The sequence below is a fragment of the Candidatus Methylomirabilota bacterium genome (assembly GCA_035315345.1).
Taxonomy (GTDB): domain Bacteria; phylum Methylomirabilota; class Methylomirabilia; order Rokubacteriales; family CSP1-6; genus CAMLFJ01.
Window position 1 is genome coordinate 54796 of sequence record DATFYA010000085.1, and the last position, 22550, is coordinate 77345.

The 22550-nt window shown below is 70.0% G+C and carries 19 protein-coding genes; 16 read left to right on the plus strand and 3 right to left on the minus strand.

Annotated features, from left to right (window positions below; translation table 11 throughout):
* Positions 1-7 precede the first annotated feature (7 nt).
* Positions 8-4588, minus strand: coding sequence for a glutamate synthase large subunit (gene gltB, locus VKN16_10835; protein ID HME94697.1), 4581 nt, complete (start codon positions 4586-4588; stop codon positions 8-10).
* A 174-nt stretch (positions 4589-4762) separates the two neighbouring features.
* Here gltB and VKN16_10840 point away from each other — a divergent pair, with 174 nt between their 5' ends.
* The 16 genes from VKN16_10840 (at position 4763) to VKN16_10915 (ending at position 20760) form a co-directional block, all read left to right on the plus strand.
* Complete coding sequence (locus tag VKN16_10840; protein ID HME94698.1) at positions 4763-5656, plus strand: LysR family transcriptional regulator; 894 nt, start codon at positions 4763-4765, stop codon at positions 5654-5656.
* An 87-nt stretch (positions 5657-5743) separates the two neighbouring features.
* Positions 5744-6895, plus strand: a complete 1152-nt coding sequence (locus VKN16_10845) for a Xaa-Pro peptidase family protein (GenBank protein ID HME94699.1) — start codon at positions 5744-5746, stop codon at positions 6893-6895.
* A gap of 134 nt (positions 6896-7029) precedes the next feature.
* Positions 7030-8898 carry a 2-oxoacid:acceptor oxidoreductase subunit alpha gene (locus tag VKN16_10850; protein HME94700.1) on the plus strand — a complete coding sequence of 623 codons (1869 nt, stop codon included), beginning with the start codon at positions 7030-7032 and terminating at the stop codon, positions 8896-8898.
* Positions 8895-9926: a 2-oxoacid:ferredoxin oxidoreductase subunit beta gene (locus tag VKN16_10855; protein ID HME94701.1), complete on the plus strand. Its 1032-nt coding sequence runs from the start codon at positions 8895-8897 to the stop codon at positions 9924-9926. The genes VKN16_10850 and VKN16_10855 overlap by 4 nt, the downstream gene beginning before the upstream one ends.
* An 84-nt stretch (positions 9927-10010) precedes the next feature.
* Complete coding sequence (locus tag VKN16_10860; GenBank protein ID HME94702.1) at positions 10011-11456, plus strand: FAD-linked oxidase C-terminal domain-containing protein; 1446 nt, start codon at positions 10011-10013, stop codon at positions 11454-11456.
* A gap of 2 nt (positions 11457-11458) precedes the next feature.
* Positions 11459-12766, plus strand: coding sequence for an FAD-binding oxidoreductase (locus VKN16_10865; protein HME94703.1), 1308 nt, complete (start codon positions 11459-11461; stop codon positions 12764-12766).
* A gap of 50 nt (positions 12767-12816) precedes the next feature.
* Complete coding sequence (locus tag VKN16_10870; GenBank protein ID HME94704.1) at positions 12817-14040, plus strand: (Fe-S)-binding protein; 1224 nt, start codon at positions 12817-12819, stop codon at positions 14038-14040.
* Entirely contained in the window at positions 14037-14375 is a 339-nt protein-coding gene (locus tag VKN16_10875) for a cupin domain-containing protein (protein ID HME94705.1), read from the plus strand. Before VKN16_10870 ends, VKN16_10875 begins: the two co-directional genes overlap by 4 nt.
* Before the next feature lie 6 nt (positions 14376-14381).
* A complete protein-coding gene (locus VKN16_10880) occupies positions 14382-15122 on the plus strand; it encodes a (Fe-S)-binding protein (protein HME94706.1) in 741 nt (246 codons plus the stop codon).
* Positions 15119-16525: a LutB/LldF family L-lactate oxidation iron-sulfur protein gene (locus VKN16_10885; protein ID HME94707.1), complete on the plus strand. Its 1407-nt coding sequence runs from the start codon at positions 15119-15121 to the stop codon at positions 16523-16525. The genes VKN16_10880 and VKN16_10885 overlap by 4 nt, the downstream gene beginning before the upstream one ends.
* A gap of 14 nt (positions 16526-16539) precedes the next feature.
* Positions 16540-17271: a lactate utilization protein gene (locus VKN16_10890; protein HME94708.1), complete on the plus strand. Its 732-nt coding sequence runs from the start codon at positions 16540-16542 to the stop codon at positions 17269-17271.
* The gene (locus VKN16_10895) at positions 17268-17684 is read left to right on the plus strand and encodes a DUF2203 domain-containing protein (GenBank protein HME94709.1); all 417 of its coding nucleotides are present in this window, start codon (positions 17268-17270) and stop codon (positions 17682-17684) included. Before VKN16_10890 ends, VKN16_10895 begins: the two co-directional genes overlap by 4 nt.
* A complete protein-coding gene (locus VKN16_10900; GenBank protein ID HME94710.1) occupies positions 17681-18430 on the plus strand; it encodes an HAD family hydrolase in 750 nt (249 codons plus the stop codon). Before VKN16_10895 ends, VKN16_10900 begins: the two co-directional genes overlap by 4 nt.
* Before the next feature lie 50 nt (positions 18431-18480).
* On the plus strand, positions 18481-19425 hold the full coding sequence (gene trxB / locus VKN16_10905; protein HME94711.1) for a thioredoxin-disulfide reductase: 945 nt from the start codon (positions 18481-18483) through the stop codon (positions 19423-19425).
* Positions 19426-19543: 118 nt separating this feature from the next.
* Entirely contained in the window at positions 19544-20200 is a 657-nt protein-coding gene (locus VKN16_10910; GenBank protein HME94712.1) for a hypothetical protein, read from the plus strand.
* An 83-nt stretch (positions 20201-20283) separates the two neighbouring features.
* Entirely contained in the window at positions 20284-20760 is a 477-nt protein-coding gene (locus tag VKN16_10915; GenBank protein ID HME94713.1) for a hypothetical protein, read from the plus strand.
* A gap of 42 nt (positions 20761-20802) precedes the next feature.
* Here VKN16_10915 and VKN16_10920 read toward each other — a convergent pair whose 3' ends face one another.
* Positions 20803-22164: an ATP-binding protein gene (locus VKN16_10920; GenBank protein HME94714.1), complete on the minus strand. Its 1362-nt coding sequence runs from the start codon at positions 22162-22164 to the stop codon at positions 20803-20805.
* 69 nt (positions 22165-22233) lie between these two features.
* Positions 22234-22550: hypothetical protein (locus VKN16_10925; GenBank protein ID HME94715.1), on the minus strand; the 317-nt coding region annotated here is incomplete at its 5' end.

Genomic DNA, 22550 nt, shown 5'->3' on the forward strand with positions numbered 1-22550 from the left:
GGGCGCCTCAGTTGTGCGCGCTGGCCATGACCGCGTCGTCCACCGACATGCCGGTCTCCTGCGCCTTCTTGATCGCCGCCATCACCCGCTTGAAGTCCTGCGGGATCACCTTGACGAAATTCTGGCGGCTGCGCTCCCAGTCCACGAGCAGCCGCGCGGCCACCGGGCTCTGGGTGAACCGGATGTGCCGGGCCAGCAGGTCCTTCACCAGCTCGACGTCCTCGGTGTCGACGAGAGCCTCCAGATCCACCATGCCCAGGTTGCAGCGGCGGCGGAAGTCGCCCGCCTCGTCCAGCACGAACGCGAGGCCGCCCGACATGCCGGCCGCGAAGTTGCGCCCGGTGGACCCGATCACCACGACCCGACCGCCCGTCATGTACTCGCAGCCGTGGTCGCCCACGCCTTCCACCACCGCGAAGGCGCCGCTGTTGCGGACCGCGAAGCGCTCGCCGGCGACTCCGCGGAAATAGGCTTCGCCGCTGGTCGCGCCGTAGAGCACCACGTTGCCCACCAGGATGTTCTCCTCGGCCACGAAGGTCGATTCCCGGGGTGGGAAGACCACCAGCTTGCCACCCGAGAGGCCCTTGCCGATGTAATCGTTGGCGTCGCCCTCCAGGGTGAGGGTGACGCCGCGCGGGAGGAACGCGCCGAAGCTCTGGCCCGCCGAGCCCGAGAAGTGGATGCGGATGGTGTCGTCGGGCAGGCCGTCGGCCCCGTGGCGGGCGGTGATCTCGGAGCCGAGGATGGTGCCGACGGTGCGGTGGACGTTCTGGATGGGCAGCCGGATGTCGACCGGCTCCCGCCGCTCGAGCGCGGGCCGGCACAGCGGGAGCAGCGTGGTCATGTCCAGCGACCGGTCGAGGCCGTGGTCCTGCTCGACGATTCGTCGAACCGCCACCTCGGGACCGACGACGGGACGATGCATGATCGCGGAGAAGTCGAGGCCGCGCGCCTTCCAGTGATCCACCGCGGGGGTGACGTCGAGACGATCGACGCGGCCGATCATCTCGTCCATCGTGCGGAAGCCCAGCCGCGCCATGTGCTCGCGAACCTCCTCGGCGATGTAGCGGAAGAAGTTCTCCACGAACTCGGGGCGGCCGCTGAACTTCTCGCGCAGCTTCGGATCCTGGGTCGCGATGCCCACCGGGCAGGTGTTGAGATGGCAGACCCGCATCATGATGCAGCCCATCACCACCAGGGGCGCGGTGGAGAAGCCGAACTCCTCCGCGCCCATCAGGGCCCCGATCACCACGTCGCGGCCGGTCTTGATCTGGCCGTCGACCTGCACGATGATCCGGTCCCGCAGCTTGTTCATCACCAGCACCTGCTGGGTCTCCGCCAGGCCCAGCTCCCACGGCGTGCCGCCGTGCTTGATGGAGGTGAGCGGGGCCGCGCCGGTGCCCCCGTCGTGCCCGGAGATGAGCACCACGTCGGAGTGGGCCTTGGCGACCCCGGCGGCCACCGTGCCGACGCCGACCTCGGACACCAGCTTGACGCTGATGCGCGCCTTCGGGTTGCCGTTCTTGAGATCGTGGATGAGCTGGGCCAGGTCCTCGATCGAGTAGATGTCGTGGTGCGGGGGCGGGGAGATCAGCCCCACCCCCGGCGTGGAGTGACGGACCTTGGCGATCCACGGGTAGACCTTGTGGCCGGGGAGCTGGCCGCCCTCACCGGGCTTGGCCCCCTGGGCCATCTTGATCTGCAGGTCCTCCGCGTTGACCAGGTACTCGCTGGTGACCCCGAAGCGACCGGAGGCGATCTGCTTGATCGCGCTGCGCCGCCAGTCGCCGTTGGGCTCGCGCCGGTATCGGGCCGGGTCCTCGCCGCCCTCCCCGGTGTTGGACTTGCCGCCCAGCCGGTTCATCGCCACCGCGAGGGTCTGGTGCGCCTCGAGGCTGATCGAGCCGTAGGACATCGCGCCGGTCGCGAAGCGTCGCATGATGGCTTCGGCGGGCTCGACCTCGTCCAGGGGGATCGGCGTCGACGCGGGGCGCAGCACGAAGAGGCCGCGCAGGGTGGCCCGGTTGCGGTTCTGGTCGTCGACGAGCGCGGTGTACTCCTTGAAGATCCGGTACTGCCCGCTCCGGGTCGCGTGTTGCAGCTTGTACACCGTTTCCGGGTTGAAGAGGTGGTACTCGCCGTCGCGCCGCCACTGGTACTCGCCGCCCCACGCCAGCTCGCGGCCGCCCACCGGCCGCTCGGGGTAGGCACGCCGGTGCCGGGCCAGGGCTTCCTCGGCGATCACGTCCAGGCCGACGCCGCTGATGCGCGAGGCGGTCCACGTGAAGTAGCGGTCCACGAGGGAGCGCCCGAGCCCGATGGCCTCGAAGATCTGGGCGCCCCGGTAGGAATGGATCGTGGAGATCCCCATCTTGGAGATCACCTTGAGCACGCCCTTGTTCAGGGCCTTGATGTAGTTCTTGATGGCGGTCTTGTGATCGAGCCCGGGCAGCAGGCCCTGGCGGATCATGTCGTCGAGGCTCTCGAAGGCCAGGTACGGGTTGATGGCGCCCGCCCCGTAGCCCAGGAGCAGGGCCATGTGATGGACCTCGCGCGCCTCACCGGTCTCGATGACGAAGCCGACCTTGCAGCGGCTGCCCTCGCGGATGAGGTGGTGGTGCACGCCCGCGGTGGCCAGCAGCGCGGGGATCGGGGCGTGGGCGGCGTCCACTCCGCGATCCGAGAGGATGAGGAACGTGCAGCCCTCGGCGACCGCGCGGCTGACCTGGCGGCACAGCTCGTCCATCGCCCGCTCGAGACCGGCCGCGCCGTCGGCCACTGGGAAGAGCATGGACACCGTGCTCGTCTTGAAGCCGGGCAGGCTCACGTGGCGAATGCGGGCCAGCTCGTCGTTGGTGAGCAGCGGGGTCTTGAGCTTGATCTGGCGGCACGCCTCGGGCACCGGCTCGAGCAGGTTGCCCTCCGGCCCGATGCTGGTCGCGATCTGCGTGACCAGCTCTTCGCGGATGCCGTCGAGCGGGGGATTGGTCACCTGGGCGAAGAGCTGCTTGAAGTAGTCGTAGAGCAGCCGCGGCCGCTCCGAGAGCACGGCCAGGGAAGTGTCGGTGCCCATCGAGCCCACCGGCTCCTCGCCGCCGACCGCCATGGGACCGAGCAGCAGCCGCAGGTCCTCGTGGGTGTAGCCGAACACCTGCTGCCGCTCCAGCACCGTCTGGTGATCCGGCTCGGGCACGCTGGGGGGCGCGGGCAGGTTCTCGATCGGGGTGAGATAGGCCCGGATCCATTCCCCGTACGGGTACTGGGCCGCGTAGGTCTGCTTGAGCTCGGCGTCGTCGATGATGCGCCCCTGGGCGGTGTCCACCAGGAAGATGCGGCCCGGATGCAGCCGCTCCTTGATGAGGACGCGCTCGGGCGCGATGTCCAGCACGCCCACCTCGGAGGCCATCACCACCATGCCGTCCTTGGTGACGTAGTAGCGCGAGGGGCGCAGCCCGTTGCGATCGAGCACCGCCCCGATCACGGTGCCGTCGGTGAAGGCGATGGAGGCCGGCCCGTCCCACGGCTCCATCAGGCAGCCGTGGTACTCGTAGAAGGCCTTCCGCTCCTCGCTCATGGACTCGTGCCCGCTCCACGCCTCCGGGATCATCATGAGCACCGCCAGCGGCAGGGGCCGCCCGGCCATGACCAGGAACTCGAGCACGTTGTCGAAGACCGCGGAGTCGCTCCCGCCCTCCACCACGATGGGCACGATCTTCTTGAGATCCTCGCCCAGCAGCGCTGCGTGGCACAGCGACTCGCGCGCGCGCATCCAGTTGATGTTGCCCCGCAGGGTGTTGATCTCGCCGTTGTGCGCGATGAACCGGTAGGGGTGGGCGAGCGGCCACGACGGGAAGGTGTTCGTGGAGAAGCGCTGGTGCACGAGGGCGAGCGCCGACTCCACCAGCGGGTCCATCACGTCCGGGAACATGCCCTCGATCTGATCGGCCGAGAGCATGCCCTTGTAGATGAGGGTATTGGCGGAGAGGCTCGGCAGGTAGAAGAAGCTGCGCTCGCGGAGGTCGCCGTTGCGCACCGCGTGCTCGGCGCGCTTGCGGATCACGTAGAGCTTGCGCTCGAACGTGGCCCGGTCGGGCACGCCGGCTCCGCGGGCGATGAACACCTGCTCGAACCGCGGCTCCACCGACCGCGCGCTGGGCCCGATCGGCGAGGAGTCGGTGGGGACCGGCCGCCAGCCCAGCGGGATCTGGCCTTCCTCCACCGCGATCCGCTCGAGCACGGCCCGACAGGCCGCCCGATCGCCGCCGTCGCGAGGCAGGAACACGAGGCCGGCGCCGTAGTGGCCGGGAGCCGGCAGGGTGATGCCCAGCGTGCCGCACTCGCGCTCGAGGAACCGATGCGGCATCTGGATGAGGATGCCCGCGCCGTCCCCGGTGTTCACCTCGCAGCCGCACGCCCCGCGGTGCAGGAGGTTCTTCAGCACCGTGAGGGCCTGGGTCACGATCGCGTGCGACTTGCGGCCCTTGATGTCGACCACGAACCCGACCCCGCAGGCGTCGTGCTCGTGCGCCGGATCGTAGAGGCCCTGCGCGGGGGGCATCCCCGGTGTCTCCTGCTTCGGCTCGCTCATCTCGCTCTCCACCCCGACCGCTTCGCCGGGGTCCCGACTCCGTGTTCCTCGCCTCGACGTCGTCGTCGACCGGCCCGAACTTGTCCCGGAACACTACACGGAGAACGACCATTAGCCAAGCACTAAGTAAAAAAACATGACATTAGCGTTGCTAATAGTGGTACGGTCGGGGCCGTGAACCTCGAGACGCTGCAGCTCTACTGCGACGTGGTCCGGCTGCGCAGCATCTCCCGCGGGGCCGCCGCCAATACCGTCTCGCAGTCCGCGGCGAGCCAGGCCATCCAGCAGCTGGAGGCCGAGCTCGACGCCGCGCTGCTCGACCGCTCCCGCCGTCCGCTCCTGCCCACCGACCAGGGCCGCGCCTTCTACGACGCCTGCCGGGCGTTGCTCCAGGGATTCGAAAAGGCGCGGGCCGATCTCGCCGCCTCGCGGGAGCGGGTGGAGGGGACGGTGCGGGTGGCCGCCATCTACTCGGTGGGGCTGCACGACATGAGCCGCCACATGCAGCCGTTCATGTCCGCGTACCCGCAGGCCCGCGTGCGGCTGGAGTGCCTGCATCCGCACAAGGTGGTCGAGGCGGTCCTGGAGGACGAAGCCGACGTGGGCATCCTGTCCTACCCGACCGCGTCGCGATCCATCAGCGTGCTGCCCCTCCGCTCCGAGCCGATGGTGCTGGTGGCGCACCCCTCGCACCGCCTGGCTCGCCGCCGCTCGGTGGCACCCTCGGAGCTGCACGGCGAGAAGTTCGTGGCCTTCGATCGCGATCTGCCCATCCGCCGCGCCATCGACCGGGCGCTCAGGCAGCAGGAGGTCGCCGTCGACGTGGTGATGCAGTTCGACAACGTCGAGACGATCAAGCAGGCCATCGGCATCAACTCGGGAGTGAGCATCCTGCCCCGGCCCACCGTGCTGAAAGAATCCGAGATGCGCACGTTGGCGGTGGTGCCGCTGGGACTCCCCAGCCTGGTGCGGCCGGTCGGCATCATCCATCGACGCGGACGACGCTTGACGCCGGTGGTCGCCCGCTTCATCGAGCAGCTCCAGCACGCCGGCGACGCGGTGCCGTGAGGCCCGGCCGCCGCGTCCTGGCCGTGGTACCGTAGTCCACGTGAGCGGTCCGCGCGTCCACTCCGCGCGCCGCCGAGGAGAGATGACATGACCCCGCACCCGGCGCCGCCGCCCGACGCTGCCGCGTCCTTGATCATCGCGGCCAGCGAGGCCGACTCGAATCTCTACTACGCGTGCCGCTTCCTGGCCCCCGACGCCTTCGTCTACCTGCAGGTCGACGGGCGCCGGATCCTGGTCATGTCCGACCTCGAGGTCGACCGGGCCCGGGCCCAGGCTCGAGTGGACGAGGTGCTCTCCCTCTCGGAGTGGGACGCCAAGGCGCGCCAGCGCTGGCCCCAGCCAAAACTGACCGACACGGTCAGCCTGCTGCTCGAGGACTACGGGGTGAAGGCGGTCGAAGTGCCCGGGGACTTTCCGCTCGAGCTGGCCGACCGGCTTCGCGAGCGGGGCGTCACGGTCACCCCGCGGCCCAGCCCGTTCCTGCCCGAGCGCCTCGTCAAGACTCCGGAGGAGGTCGCGGCGATCGAGGAGACCCAGCGCCACACCGAAACCGCGCTCGAGGCCGCGCTGCAGGTGCTGCGGGAGAGCGTCATCCGGGGCGACCAGGTGCTCTACAAGGGCCGTCCGCTCACCTCGGAGGATCTCAAGAAGACGGTGAACGTCTCGCTGATGGAGAACGACTGCATCGCCGAGCACACGATCATCGCCTGCGGCGACCAGGGCGTCGACCCGCACAATCAGGGTACCGGACCGATCCGTCCCAACGAGGGCATCATCTTCGACATCTTTCCGCGCTCGTCGACCAGCCGCTACTACGCGGACATGACCCGCACGGTCGTCAAGGGCAGGGCGTCCGACGAGCTCCGCCGGCTCTACGACGCGGTGCTGGCGAGCCAGCTGCGGGGCATCGAGCTGATCAAGAACGGCGCCTCCGGCGGGGCCATCCACGCCGAGGTGAACCGGACCCTGGAGTCACGCGGTTACATGACCGGGGTGGTCAACGGGCGCAACCAGGGGTTCTTTCACGGCACGGGTCACGGCGTCGGGCTGGACATCCACGAGCTGCCGCGGATCAGCCGGCTCGACTACGAGCTCCGGACCGGCCACGTGGTGACCGTCGAGCCCGGGTTGTACTACCCCGGGAAAGGGGCGGTGCGCATCGAGGACATGGTCCTGGTCGAGGCCGCCGGCTGTCGGAACCTCACGCGGTCACCGAAGATGGAGCTGCTCGAGCTCTAAGCGATAACCTTGCTTCTATTCAGGCATTTGGGTAGCATGACCTGGGAGTGTCACGCCTCTGATCGCGGGTTTCCGAGCCGTGGATGACCGGAGCCACTCCGCCTGGATGCTGACCGCCGAAAGGATATCTAGAGATGAGTGACAGCGTCGCCACGCCGGTTGCGAAGAAGCCTCGCCGCACTCTCACGCGTGCCGTGATCCGCTTCGCGGGAGACTCCGGTGATGGCATGCAGGTGACGGGCGAGCAGTTCACGACCGAGGCGGCGTGGGCGGGCAACGACATCTCGACGCTGCCGAACTTCCCGGCCGAGATCCGGGCCCCCGCCGGGACGCTGTTCGGAGTGTCGAGCTTCCAGCTCCAGTTCGGCAGCCAGCGCGTGTACACCCCGGGCGACCAGCTGGACGCGCTGGTGGTCATGAACCCCGCCGCCTTCAAGGTGCACCTGCCCGACCTCAAGCCGGGCGGCCTGCTGATCGTCAACCCGGCCGCCTTCGACCAGCGCAACCTCGAGAAGGCGGGCTACGCCACGAGCCCGCTCGAGGATCCCGCGCTCGGCGAGAAGTACCGGCTGCATCAGGTCGACATCGCCGGCCTGACCAAGAAGGCGCTCGATGACCTGCCGCTGAACGCGAAAGAGAAGGACCGCTGCAAGAACTTCTTCGCGCTCGGCCTCGTGTCGTGGATCTACACGCGCCCGCTCGAGCCGACCCTGGATGCGATCCAGAAGCGCTTCGCCAAGCGCCCCGAGTTCGTCGAGGCCAACATCCGCGCGCTCAAGGCCGGCCACGCCTTCGGCGAGACCGCCGAGATGTTCGCCGAGCACTACGGCGTCGAGCCGGCCGAGATGGCGCCCGGCGTCTACCGCAGCATGACCGGCAACCGGGCGCTGGCCTGGGGCCTGCTCGCGGCGGCGGAGCGCACCAAGATCCCGGTGATCTTCGGGGCGTATCCGATCACGCCGGCCAGCGACATCCTGCACGAGCTGGCGCTGCACAAGCGGTTCCGGATCCGCACCTTCCAGGCCGAGGACGAGATCGCGGCGGCCACCGCGGCGATCGGGGCCTCGTTTGGCGGCTGCATCGGCGTGACCGCCTCGAGCGGTCCCGGCATCGCGCTCAAGGGCGAGGCGATCGGCCTCGCGGTCACCGCGGAGCTGCCGCTGGTGGTCTTCGACATCCAGCGCGGTGGCCCCAGCACCGGGCTGCCCACCAAGACCGAGCAGGCCGACCTGATGCAGGCCCTCTATGGTCGCAACAGCGAATCACCAGTCGTGGTGATCGCTCCGGCCACGCCGGGCGATTGCTTCTACATCGCCTACGAGGCGGTGCGGCTGGCCGTCAAGTACATGGTGCCGGTGATGGTGCTCTCCGACGGATATCTGGCCAACGGCTCGGAGCCCTGGCTGATCCCGGACCCGAAGAGCTTGCCCGACATCCCGCTCGAGTTCCGGACCGAGCGCGAGGGGTTCTTCCCGTACCTGCGCGATCCGGCGACCCTGTCGCGGCCGTGGGTGCGTCCGGGGACTCCCGGCCTGGAGCATCGTATCGGCGGCATCGAGAAGCAGGACGTGACCGGCAACATCTCCTACGATCCCGAGAATCACGACCACATGGTCCGCACCCGCGCCGAGAAGGTGCGGCGGGTGGCCCAGGAGATCGCGCCGCTCTCGATCAACGGCCCCGCCGCCGGCGAGGTGCTGGTGGTCGGCTGGGGCGGGACCTACGGCGCGATCACCGCGGCGGTCGAGGAGGCGCAGGGCGAGGGCAAGGCGGTGGCCTCGGTCCACCTGCGCTACCTGAATCCGCTGCCCCCGGATCTCGGCCACATCCTGCGTCAGTATCGTCGGGTGCTGGTGCCCGAGATCAACAGCGGGCAGCTGGTGCGGATCCTGAGAGCCGAGTACCTGGTCGACGCGGTGGGATTCAACCGGGTGCGCGGCCTGCCGCTCGCGAGCCAGGAGATCTACGAAGCGATCAACCAACTGCTGGAGGCCAAGCGGTGAGCCCTGCCACTGGAGCGCCCGGAGCGACCCCGAAGTACACGAAGAAGGACTTCGAGTCCGACCAGGACGTGCGCTGGTGCCCCGGCTGCGGGGACTACGCGATCCTGAGCGCGGTGCAGAAGATGATGCCCGACCTGGGGATTCCCCGGGAGGACATCGTGTTCATCTCGGGCATCGGCTGCTCGAGCCGCTTCCCGTACTACATGAACACCTACGGCTTTCACACCATCCACGGCCGGGCGCCCGCCATCGCGACCGGACTGAAGCTGGCGCGGCCGGAGCTGAAGATCTTCGTGATCACCGGTGACGGCGACGGCCTGAGCATCGGCGGCAACCATCTCCTCCACGTGCTGCGCCGAAACGTGGACGTCACCATCATCCTCTTCAACAACCGGATCTACGGCCTGACGAAGGGGCAGTACTCGCCGACCAGCGAGCTGGGGAAGGTGACCAAGTCCACGCCGGTCGGCTCGGCCGATCGGCCCCTGAGCCCCTGCTCGTTCGCGCTCGCCGCCGGCGCGACCTTCGTGGGCCGCACGGTGGACCGCAACGTGGGCCACATGGAGGAGACGCTCAAGCGGGCGGCCGCCCACAAGGGCGCCGCGTTCGTGGAGGTCCTTCAGAACTGCAACGTGTACAACGACATGGCCTGGAGCGTCCTGTACGACCGGGAGTCGAAAGTCCTCCACGAGCTGCGGCTCGAGCACGGCAAGCCGCTGGTGTGGGGCCCGCCGGACGACCGCCGCGGGCTCGTGCTGGAAGGCGTCAAGCCCAAGGTCGTGAAGGTGAAGGACGTGGCGGACAGCGCCCTCTGGGTCCACGACGAGACCGACGGGGGCACCGCCCTGGTGCTGGCGCAGCTCTGGGCGCCCGACTATCCGATCCCGCTCGGGGTCCTCGCCAACAAGACCGGCGAGGCGACCTACGAGGAGATCCTGGTCGACCAGGAGCAGAAGGTCGTCTCGGAGCGCGGCCCCGGCGACATCGCCAAGCTCCTCATGTCGGGTGACACCTGGAAGATCGGCTGATCCGGCGCCCCGCCGCCCGCTTGAAGATCACCGGCCCTCTCGACGAGGGCCGGTGGTATTTTCTGAGCCGGTGACATTCCCGCCATGCCCCTGAGTCCCCGGGTCCTCCGCGAGCTGGAAGCCATCCTCGGCTCCCGCGGCCTCGTCCTCTCCCGCGAGGGGTTGCTCACCTACGAGTGCGACATGCACACGTTCTACAAGGGCGCGCCCGAAGCGGTGGTACTGCCCGAGTCCGCGGAGCAGGTGGCCGCGGTGGTGCGCCTGTGCCGCCGGGAGCGGGTCCCGGTCGTGCCGCGAGGCTCGGGCACCGGGCTCATCGGCGGCGCGATGGCGTCCGCGGGCGGGGTCATGGTCTCGATGACGCGGATGAACCGCATCGTGGAGCTCGACTTCCCGAACCGCTGCGCCACCGTGCAGCCCGGGCTCATCAATCTGTGGCTGAGCCAGGCCACGCGGGAGGGCGGCTACTTCTTCGCCCCGGATCCGTCGAGCCAGATGGTGTCCTCCATCGGAGGCAACGCGTCGACCAATGCCGGTGGCCCGCACTGCCTCAAGTACGGCATCACCGTCAACCACGTCCTGGGCCTCGAGGTCGTCACGGGGGCGGGGGAGCTGGTGCGGCTGGGCGGCAAGACGCACGAGCGGCCCGGCTACGATCTGACCGGGGTGATGGTGGGCGCCGAGGGCACGCTCGGACTGATCACCGGAGTGATCGTGCGGCTCACCCACCTGCCGGAATCGGTGAAGACCATCCTCGCGTCGTTCCCCACCATCGAGGACGCCTCCGAGACGGTCTCCGCGATCATCCGGGCCGGCATCATCCCGGCGGCCCTCGAGATGCTCGACGAGGTCGTGATCCGGGCCATCGAGGAGGGGATCCACGCGGGTTATCCGAAGGGAGCCGGCGCGGTGCTGCTCATCGAGCTGGACGGCCCCGCCGCGGAGATCGAGGCGCAGGCGGCGCCGATCGAGGCGATCTGTCGAGACCACCTGGCGCTCGAGATCCGGATCGCGCGCAGCGAGGCGGAGCGCGCGCTGCTCTGGAAGGGACGGAAGGAGGCGGCCGGCGTGTTCGGCCGGCTCACGCCCAACTGGCTGCTCCAGGACGCGGTGGTGCCGCGCTCCCGGCTCCCCGAGATCATGCGCGAGCTGCAGGCGATCGGCGCGCGACACGGGGTGGTCATCGCCAACGTCTTCCACGCCGGCGACGGCAACCTGCATCCGCTCATCTGCTACGACGACCGGAAGCCCGGCGACCTCGAGCGGGCCAAGCACGCCAACGAGGACCTGCTGCATGCCTGCCTCCGCCTCGGCGGCAGCGTCACCGGCGAGCACGGGGTGGGCCTCGACAAGTGCGAGAGCCTGCCGCTGCAGTTCGCGGAGGCCGATCTCAACTTCATGGCTCGGCTGCGTCGCGCGTTCGACCCGGACTCGATCATGAATCCCGGCAAGCTCCTGCCGTCGCACCCGGCGTGCGGGGAGGGCTTTCGCCCCGCCGCGCGCCCGCTGCCCACCGGCACCTGGATCTGAGCGTGGCCGTCTCCGCCCCGGCGCTGCACCACGCCCTGCTCGACATCGCGGGCGCCGCCCACGTGCTGCGCGATCCGGGCGCGCTGGTGCCCTACGCGGTGGACGGCATGGTCCCGTCCGCGGTGGTGCGCCCGGGCGCCGCGGACGAGGTCAGCCGCGTGCTCGCCCTCGCCACCGCCGAGAAGCTGGCGGTGGTTCCCCGCGGCGCGGGCACCGGCCTGGGGCTCGGCAATCCACCGCGGCGGCTCGATCTGGTGCTGGAGCTCGGGCGGCTGACCGCGGTGCGCGACTACGTGCCCGAGGACATGGTGGCCACCGTGGAGGCCGGGCTGACCCTCGGTGCACTCGCCGCGCAGCTGGCCTCGCACCGCCAGATGCTCGCGCTCGATCCGCCCGGCGGCGAGCCACGCACGATCGGCGGGGTACTGGCCGCTCACGCCAGCGGCCCCCGGCGCTTCCGCTACGGCACCGGGCGAGATCTCCTGCTCGGCGCCCGCTTCGTCCAGGCCGATGGCACGATCACGTGGGGTGGGGCCAAGGTGGTGAAGTCGGTCACCGGCTACGACGTGCCCAAGCTGCTGGTCGGCTCGCTCGGGACGCTGGGCGTGCTGGTGGAGGCCACGCTGCGGCTTCATCCGATGCCGCCCGAGTCGCGCTCCTGGCAGCTGGGATTCTCGTCGGCGGAGGCTGCGCGAGACTTCCTGGCCGCGCTGCTGGACTCTCCGCTCCAGCCGGATCGGGTCGCGCTGCTCGACGTCGGCGCCCTTCGCGCGGTGGGCCTGACCCCGGATCCGATCGCCCTGCTGGTCTCCATCAGCAGCGTCGCCGAGGCGGTGCAGGCGCAGGGCGGGACGCTCGCACAGCTCGCCGCGGGCCACGGAGGCCGCCGCGATCTGCTGGCGGAGTCGATCTGGTCGGGCCTCGGCCCCGCGGTGGCCGGCTCGATCCTGCTGCGCGCCGCCTTCGAGCCTCGACGGCTGCTGGACTGGGCCGCGCAGGCTCGGTCCCTCGCCGCGCGGGTCGGCGCCGAGATCGCCCTGCTCGGTCAGCCCGGGCACGGAGTGCTCCAGGTCTCGCTGGAGGCCGAGGACGGGGGTCGACTCGGGCGGGAGATGCTGCTGCCGCTGCGGCAGGCGATCGAGGCCGAGGGGGGCAGCCTCGTGGTCGAGCGCGGCCCAGCTCGGCTTAAGTCGGAGTGTGAAGCCTGGGGGTCTATCAATCTTGACTTGCTGACAATAATGAAGCGGATCAAGGGTGAGTTCGATCCGGGGGATGTGCTGAGCCCCGGCCGCTTCGTGGGCGGGTTGTGAGTCCCGACATCGCACGGCTGGGTGCCTTCGACGCCCAGGACGTCCCGTCCATGGACGGCCTGCGCGCCTGCGTGCATTGCGGCATCTGCCTGCCTCAGTGCCCCACCTATCGGGTGCTCGGCGAGGAGATGGATTCGCCGCGCGGTCGCGTCTATCTCATGCGCGCGGCCGCCGAGGACCGGATCGGTCTCACCCCGACGATGGCCCGCCACCTCGACCTCTGCCTGGGCTGTCGAGCGTGCGAGACGGCCTGTCCGTCCGGCGTGCCCTTCGGTCAGCTGCTCGAGGCCACGCGCGGCCAGCTCGAGCGGCGGGGCGTCGTCGCGCCGGAGCGGGACTCGAAGCTCCTGCGCTTCCTGCTGGGCGTCTTCCCGCACCCGCGCCGGCTCGGGCCGATGCTACGGGGGTTGCGGCTGTATCAGCGCTCGCGCCTGCAGGCGCTGGTGCGCGGGCTCGGCCTCCTGGCGCCCTTCGAGAGCCTGCGCACGATGGAAGCCCTGCTGCCCCCTCTGCCGGCGGCCACGCCGCTTCCGCCCGAGCGGACGGCCGCGCGCGGTGCGCGGGCGCGCGGGCGCGCCGGCGTGCTGCTCGGCTGCGCCCAGCGGTTCTTCTATCCCGACGTCAACGCCGATACGGTGCGACTGCTGGCCGCGGCGGGGTATGAGGTGGTGGTGCCGCGAGGACAGGAGTGCTGCGGGGCGCTGCACCTGCACGCCGGCCGCATCGACGAGCTCCGCGCGATGGCGCGGCGGCTGATGCCCGCGTTCGAGGACGTGGACGTCGTGGTGGTGAACGCAGCCGGCTGCGGCTCGGCCATGAAGGAATACGGCCACTGGATGCCCGACGAGACGGCCCGGCGCTTCTCGGAGCGCGTGCGCGACATCTCCGAGGTGCTGGTCGACTGCGAGCTGCCGCTCCGGCCGCTGCGCGAGACGGTCACGTACCACGACGCCTGCCATCTCGCTCACGGCCAGCGAGTCCGCGCCGAGCCGCGCGAGCTGCTGCGCCGCATCCCCGGGCTCACCCTGGTCGACCTGCCCGACGCCGATCTCTGCTGCGGGAGCGCCGGCATCTACAACCTGCTCGAGCCCGAGATGGCCGGCGAGCTGGGCCGCGGGAAGGCGGCACGCGTCCGGGAGACCGGCGCGCGGGTCGTCGCCGCGGGCAATCCGGGATGTCTCATGCAGATCGCCCAGCACTGCCGGGCCCAGGGCCTGCCGGTGGAGGTGGTCCACCCGGTGACCCTTCTGGCTCGAGCCCTGGAGGAGCGATGAAGATCCGGGTCCGGGACCATGTGAAGGTGGCCGCCGACAAGATGGCCAGGATCGGGCTTTCGTCCACCGCGCGCACGCAGCTGGATCTCTACTGCGTCGCGCCGGGCCAGTCGCAGTCGCCGCACCGGCACGAGGGCGAGGACAAGATCTACTACGTGATCGAGGGGAGCGGGCGCTTCTCGGTCGGCGGCGTCGACGAGCGCCTCGAGCCCGGCGAGGCGGTCGTGGCCGCGGCGGGCGTCGACCACGGGCTGGTCAACGACGGCACCGCGGTGCTGCTGGTGCTCGTGGTGGTGGCGCCGCCGCCCGCCCACGTGAAGCGCGAGGCGCGGTAGCCGCCGGTGGCCGGTTCCGTCCGGGCTTCGCTGATGATCACCTGCCTGGGGGACGTCTTCTTCCCCGAGGTCGGCGTGGCGATGGTCCGGCTCCTGCGCGGTCTCGGCGTCGAGCTGGACTTCCCGGAGGCGCAGACCTGCTGCGGGATGCCGCTCTTCAACTCGGGCTATCACCATGACGCGGCCGAGGTCGCGGCCCGGACCGTGAAGCTGTTCGAGCGGGCCGAGCACGTGGTGGTGCCGTCCGGCTCCTGCGCGTGGATGGTCAAGGCGGAGTACCCGGGCCTGCTGAAGCACGATCCGGCCCTGCGCGCCGCCGCGGAGTCGCTCGCGCGCCGCACCCGGGAGCTGTCGCAGTTCATCGTGGAGGTGCTCGGGATCACGCGTATCGAGTCGTCGTTCGCCGGGAAGGTGACGTATCACGACTCCTGCCACCTCCTGCGCGGGCTCGGCGAATCGTCCTCGCCCCGGGTCCTGCTGCGGGGCGTGCCCGGCGTGGAGCTGGTCGAGCTGCCCGGCGCCGATCAGTGCTGCGGCTTCGGCGGCTCCTTCTCGGTCCGCCTGCCCGAGGTGTCCAGCGCCATCCTGGACAAGAAGCTCGCGAACGTGGAGAGCACCGGCGCGCGCTGCCTGGTGGCCTGCGACGCCGGCTGCCTCATGCAGATGGGAGGCGGGCTCACCCGTCGCGGCTCGCGGGTGAAGGCGGTGCACCTGGCTCAGGTGCTGGCCGGCGAGGGCGACGCGTGAGCGATCCCGCGCTGCGGACCCCGTTCCCGGAGCGCGCGGGCGCGGCGCTCAAGGACGCCTTTCTGCAGGAAGCGCTCACCATCGCCACCACCAAGTTCATCGACCTGCGCCGCGAGTCGTTCGCGGGCTTCCCGCAGGGCGAGGCCCTGCGGGACCGGGCGCGGGCCATCAAGGAGGCGACGCTCCAGCGTCTGGACGCGCATCTGGAGCGGCTGGCCGACAACGTGGAGCGGCTGGGTGGCGTCGTGCACTGGGCGACCACCGCCGACGAGGCGCGCGAGATCGTGTTGCGCCTGGCCCGCGAGCGCGGCGTCCGCATGGCGGTGAAGTCGAAGTCCATGGCCACCGAGGAGATCGACCTCAACGAGGCGCTCGAGCACGCGGGAGTGACGCCGGTCGAGACCGACCTGGGCGAGTACATCATCCAGCTCGCCCACGAGAAGCCGTCGCACATCATCGCGCCGGCGATCCACAAGACCAGGGGGCAGGTCGCCGAGCTGTTCTCGCGCGAGCTGCGCGGGGAGTTTCCCGCCGATCCGGAGGTCCTCACCGCGGTGGCGCGACGGGCCCTGCGCGAGAAGTTCCTCCAGGCCGACATGGGGATCACCGGGGCCAACTTCGCGGTGGCCGAGACCGGCACCGTGGTGCTCGTCACCAACGAGGGCAACGGCCGGATGGTGACCTCGCTGCCGCGCATCCACGTGGCGCTCATGGGGATCGAGAAGGTGATCCCCTCGATGAGCGACCTGGTGGTGTTCCTGGCCATCCTGGCGCGGAGCGCGACCGGCCAGAAGCTCTCCTCGTACACCACCCTCGTGCGCGGCCCCCGGCGGGCGGGGGAGCTGGAGGGCCCGGAGGAGCTCCACCTGATCCTGCTCGACATCGGGCGGTCGCGCCAGATCGCCTCCACGCTCCGCGAGGCGCTCTACTGCCTGCGCTGCGGGGCTTGCCTCAACGTCTGCCCGGTGTACCGCCAGATCGGCGGCCACGCCTATGGCCACACGTATCCCGGGCCGATCGGCATCCTGCTCACCGCGATGCTCAAGGGCAACGAGTCGGTCCGCGAGCTGGCGCACGCCTCGTCGCTGTGCGGGGCGTGCAAGGACGTCTGCCCGGTGCGCATCGACATCCCGCGGATGCTCATCGAGCTGCGAGAGCACCTCGACCGCGAGAAGATCGCCCCGTGGAGCGAGCGCGTGGCGTTCCGGGCGTTCCGACGCCTGCTCATGTCCGAGACCGCCTTCCGCGCCTCCACCCGCGCCGGGCGGCTGCTGCAGACGCCGTTCGTCCGGGGAGGCCGGCTGCGCGGGCTGCCGCTGCTCTTCGCCCGCTGGACGCGCACCCGCGACCTGCCGCCGGTGGCGTCGCGGACGTTCCGGGAGCGCTGGAAGGATCTTCGCTAGATGAAGGCGCTCGCATGACCGCCCGCGCCGATTTCCTCGCCCGCATCCGCCGCGAGGTGGCGAAGGCGCCCGGGCAATTCGCGGCCGCCACCGCGCCGCGGCCCGCGCACCCGAGCGCCGCCGCCGACGCGATCCGGCGGGAGCTGGCCGAGCGTTGGCCCCAGGCGCTCGATCGCTTCCGCGAGGAGTTCGAGCGGGTCGCCGGCGTGTTCCATCGCGTGCCCACGCTCGCGGCGGTACCGGCGGTCATCGCCGCGATCGCCCGCGAGCGCGGAGCCGGCCGCGTGGTGACCTGGGATCCCGGGGCGCTCGGCTTCGATCCCGCACCGGCGTTGTCGCGCGAGGGGCTCGCGGTGGCGGCGGTGGCGGCCGGGCAGGAGGACGAGGCGGCCCGCGAGCGGCACCGGGCCGAGGCGGCCGCCGCGCAGATCGGGGTCACCGGCGCCGACTTCGTGCTGGCCGAGACCGGCACCCTGATCCTCCGGTCCGGGGCGGGCCGGCCGCGCTCGACCTCGCTGCTGCCCGACGTCCACGTGGCGGTCTTCGGGCGCGACCGCCTGCTCGAGACCCTGGAGCAGGTGGGCGTGATGCTGGAGGCCATTCACGCCGATGCCGACCAGCCCACCTCGGGGGCGATGATCAACTTCATCACCGGCCCCTCGCGCACCGCCGACATCGAGCTCACGCTGACCCGGGGTGTGCACGGGCCCAAGGAAGTGCACGCGATCTTCGTGGAGGCGCCATGAGCGAGCGGCTCTTCACCCCCGCGGAGGTCAACCGGTTGATCCCACGGCTCACCGAGCTGGTGGAGGCGGCCCAGGAGCGTCATCGCCAGGCGTTGGCGCTCCAGGAGCGCCTGCGGGAGGACCGCGCGCGGGTGGCCGCCTCGGGCGGCGAGCGCATCGATTCGCGGGAGTGGAAAGCACGCGCCGAGCGCCTGGACGGGCTCGGCATCGAGGTGCGCCAGCTCCTGCAGGAGATCGCGGGCATGGGCGGCGTCACCAAGGACCTCGAGATGGGGCTGGTGGACTTTCCCGGCCGGGGCCCCGCGGAGACCGGCGGGGCGACGGTGAACCTGTGCTGGAAGCTCGGCGAGGACGCGGTCCTGTTCTGGCACGGGATGCACGAAGGCTACGCCAACCGGAAGCCGTTGCCGTGAGCTACCGCGCCGTCCTCTTCGACCTGTTCGATACGCTCGTCCTGTTCCATCGGGACCGGCTCCCGGAGATCTCGGTCAACGGTCGAACGATCCACACGACCGCCGGCCGCCTCCACGCCGCCTTCCGGGACTACGCGCCCGCGGTCGAGCTGCCCGCGTTCGTGGACGCGCTCTTCTGGAGCTGGCAGGAGGCCGAGCGCATTCGGGCGGAGGCGCACCGGGAGGTGACGGCCCCCCAGCGGTTCGACATGCTGTTCGGACGCCTGGGCTTCCCGCCGGGGCGGCTGCCCGCCGAGGCGCGGGAGCGGCTGCTGGCCACCCACATGCGCGAGCTCTCCCGGGTCGTCGAGTGTCCGAGCCACCACGCCGCGCTGCTGCGCGAGATGGGACAGCGCTACCGACTCGGGGTCGTGTCCAACTTCGATTACTCGCCGACCTGCCGGACGATCCTGGAGCGCGAGGAGATCGCGCACCACTTCGAGACCATCGTCATCTCCGACGAGATCGGCTGGCGCAAGCCCAAGCCGATCATCTTCGAGACCGCGCTCCAGCATCTGGGCCTGCGCCCGGCCGAGGCCCTGTTCGTGGGCGACCGGGCCGACATCGACGTGCTCGGCGCCCGGGCGGTGGGCATGCCGACCGCGTGGATCAATCGTGACGCCGCCGCGCTCCCGACCGACATGCAGCCCCCCGACTTCGAGATCCGCGATCTCGAGGAGCTCCGGGCTATACTCGGCATCCCGTAGCCCCCGCGGCGCATCCAAAGCGGGGCGGGGACAGAGACCAGGAGGAACACGTGGCCACGACACGCAAGGTCGTCATCATCGGATCGGGTCCGGCCGGCTACACCGCGGCCATCTATGCGGCGCGGGCCAACCTCGCCCCCGTCATGTTCACGGGCATCCAGTCCGGCGGCCAGCTCATGCTGACCACGCTGGTGGAGAACTATCCGGGCTTCGTCGAGGGCATCGACGGCCCCCCGCTCATGGAGACGTTCCAGAAGCAGGCCGAGCGCTTCGGGACCGAGATGATCGGTGACGACGCGACCGAGGTGGATCTGAGCCGGCGGCCGTTCCGGGTGACCGGCGGCGACGTCACCATCGAGGCGCACACCGTCATCATCGCCACCGGCGCCTCGGCCAAGCTCATGGGCCTGCCCAACGAGTCGACCCTGATGGGCCGCGGCGTCTCGACCTGCGCCACCTGCGACGGCTTCTTCTTCAAGAACCAGAACATCATGGTGGTCGGGGGCGGCGACTCCGCCATCGAGGAGGCCCTGTATCTCTCCCGGCTCGGCCGCAAGGTCGACGTCGTGCACCGGCGCGATGCGCTCCGCGCGTCCAAGATCATGCAGGAGCGCGCGTTCAAGAACCCGAAGATCTCGTTCATCTGGGACACGGTGGTCGAGGACGTGCTGGACCCGGCCGCGGGCAAGGTCACCCAGGTCCGGCTCAAGAACCTCAAGACCGGCGCGACCTGGGAGGCGCAGGTCGACGGGCTCTTCGTGGCGATCGGGCACCAGCCGAACACCGCGCTGTTCAAGGGGCAGGTGGAGCTGCATCCGAACGAGTACATCAAGGTGACGCCGGGGACCACCCAGACCTCGGTGCCCGGCGTCTTCGCGGCGGGCGACGTGCAGGACTTCACCTTCCGCCAGGCCGTCACCGCGGCGGGCACCGGGTGCATGGCGGCCCTCGAGGCCGAGCGGTACCTGGAGGCGGAGGGGCTGGGCGGGCACTGAGCCCGTCCGAGTCTCGTCCGGGGCCCGGCCGCGCAACCTTTTCACGGTGAGCACGCCGACGACCGGTGGATGAAGCGGGTGCGCCCCGCAAGGGAGCCCGCAATGCCTCCTCGCCCCGATGTATCGCTGGCGCACGCATGTTGACTCCTGCGATAATCCCGCCGCGAGCGGCAGGCGAGTTCTGCTCCGGCGAGGGATCCCCATGCGATGGATTGATCGGCTCTGGCGCGAGGATCAACGCGTCAAGGCGACACCTGGCCGGGTCGCGGCCGCCCTCTCGGAAGGCATCATCCGCAGCACCAACCTCCTCCGCGTCCGCCTTCTCGAACAGGCCGCCTCGCGCGTCGATCGCAAGCGCTTCGAGAGCGAGGCCTGCATTCTCGAATGCCTCCTGTTCGAGTGGTTCCTCAGGGACGTGATCGTCGCCGTCGAGCTCGGGCGACACACCAACGTCATTCGCAAGGCGCTGGGCGAGCGGCTCACGCGCGACATGGACCGAAGCGGGCTCTCCCCGGCGGTGCTTCTGGATTTCGCCCGACTTCATCGCGAGCGCTTCGACGAGTACCGGAACGCGCTCGGCGCGGGCATCTCACTGCAGGTCCTGGGGCAGGAGGCCTGGCTACAGATCGCCGACACCGACGAGCCCAGCGATCGGATGACGATGTTCCTCGCGATGCGCGCGACCGCGGAGCTGCAGGCGCTCCGGGGTCTGGGCCGGCGGTACGTCGTCATCAGCGCTTTGCGTCCGTTGACCGGAGTCGGCGACGAAAGATAGCGCAGCCGATAGGACCGGAACGTGGGGCTGGTTCGGAGGCGAGTGTGGACTGGTTCGTTCCCCCCTGGCGGCATCGCTCGCGGGTGAAGACGACCGCGATGGGTGTGGCCGCCCCGATCGCCGATGCGATCGTGGAGAGCACCAACGTGCTGCTGACTCGCCTCGCGGAGCAGGGCTTTGTCGGGACGCATCCCGCCCGGACCAGGGCCGATGAGTGCCTCCTCGAGTGCGTTCTGTTCGAGTGGTTCCTGCGAGACCTGGCGCTGTCCTACAGCTTCGGGCGCGAAACGACGTCGATCCGGGCGGCGCTGGCCGGGCGCGTCCTGGTCAATCTGCAGCGCAGCGGGCTGCCGCCGCACTCGTTCGAGGACTTCGACCGCCGCCACCGGGAGCGGTTCGCCGAGTACACGTTCAGCACCGGCCTCAGCGCGTCGCTGCAGCCGCTCGGCGCGCTGGCCTGGCGACGCATCTCGGGAAGCGATGAGCCGAGCGAGCGAATGACCATGCTGCTGGCCGTGCGTGCAAGTGCCGAACTCGCCGGCTACCGGAGTGTCAGCTGATGGATCGGCGATGGCTGGGGCGTAGCTTCTACCCGATCCGGGTCACGCGTGCGGCTCGTGCTCGCCGAAATAATAGCGCCACGCCCGCTCGAGCAGCTCGGCGGTCAGGATGAACCGGCGGTTCTCGTAGCGGCAGATGTCTGCGCAGCGGTCGACGAGATCCCGAGGCTGGCAGGCCCGCATCTCCCGGCCTTCCCGAGCGTAGCGAGCGAGGAGCACGTCGAGGAGGCGGGGATCGTACCGGAGCCCCTGGGCCTCCACATACTGCCGGAAGATCCTGCCGTAGGTCTCGGCGCCCGGTGAGTCGGCGGCGAGACGGTACCCGAGCCGCCGGAGGAACGCCTCCTCCGCGAGGTCCGCCGCGTGAAGATTGCTGGCGAAGATCAGGAGCTGCTCGAACGGGACCTGAATCTTCTTGCCGGTGTGCAAGGTGAGGTAGTCCACCCGGTTCTCGAGGGGGATGATCCAGCGGTTGAACAGGTCGCGAGGTTGGATCCGTTGCCGGCCGAAGTCGTCGATGAGCAGGGTGCCGCCATTCGACTTCATCTGGAAGGGCGCCTCGTAGAACTTCACGCTCGGATCGTAGCTCAGATCCATGCTCTCGATCGTGAGCTCGCCGCCGACCACCACCAGCGGCCGCCGGATCTTGATCCAGCGCTGGTCGTACGGACCGGACGGCGGGTCGGCGGGCGCGTGGTTGTGGGAATCGAAGACGTTGATGACGTGGCCATCGACCTCGATGGCCTGGGGGATCCAGATCTCGCCGCGGAGGGCCTGGTGAAGGCTTCGCGCGATCGAGGTCTTGCCGTTTCCGGGCGCCCCGGTGAGGAACAAGCTTCGCCGAGAGTTTGCCGCCACCCCGAGCAAGTGGAGAGTGGAGTCCGGAAGGATCAGGTCGGCGCACGCGGTCTGGACGGCCGCGGGAGTGACGGTCGCGCGCTGCTGTTCCTGTCGCCGCACCATCGCGGTGTACGCGTCGAGGGAGACGGGCGCGGCGCCGATGTAGGCGTTGAGATCGAGCAGGCGACGTACCCGCTCCCAGCCGCGGTCGAGCATGGCGTAGCGTCGGTTCTGCGACGCGATGGTCTCGCGGATCTCGATGTGGCGCTCCCGGTAGAGATGCTGGAGGAGAAGATCCACGATGCCGAGCGGCAGGGCCAGTCGGTCCGCGGCCCGCTGGGTCGTGCAGCTGGTGTCCGCATAGACCGTCTTGAGCGCGAGGTCGACCAGGAAGCCGAAGTCGAGGCCGGAGTCCTCGACGGACGTGGGCGTGGGCGGGAGGAGTCCGTCGGCGGGGGACGCCGCGTCCACCGAGGGCGGTGCTATGATCTCGCGCGCCTGGACTTCAGGCTCGAAGAGTTTTCGGCGGCGGATCCAGGGCGCATCGTCGCTAGTCGTAGACATGGCACCTCCACGTGGGCCGTCCTGCGAGTGGCATCTCTCTCATCGTCGCACAAGCCTTTTGCTCTGCGGTCAAGAGTCTGTGGGCGGCTTCGCCAACGATCCACCATGAACGCGTCCTGGTGTCGCCAGGAGCTCGTAGATCGCGACGTCTCCGAAGCGCTGCACTTCCACGATTGCACCGTCCTGCCGCCAGGTGGTGAGCCGGTCCGGCGGAACGAAGCGGCTATCGTCGGCGGCGACGATCCAGCGCACGCCCTCCGAACGATACACCTGCGGATCCATTGGCACGTCGCTCGTGATGGTCTGCCGCCGCTGCATGACGTCGGCCGGGAATCCGAAGCCGATCGTTCCGGAGTCAATAGGCAGTACCGGCAGTCCGCCAATCT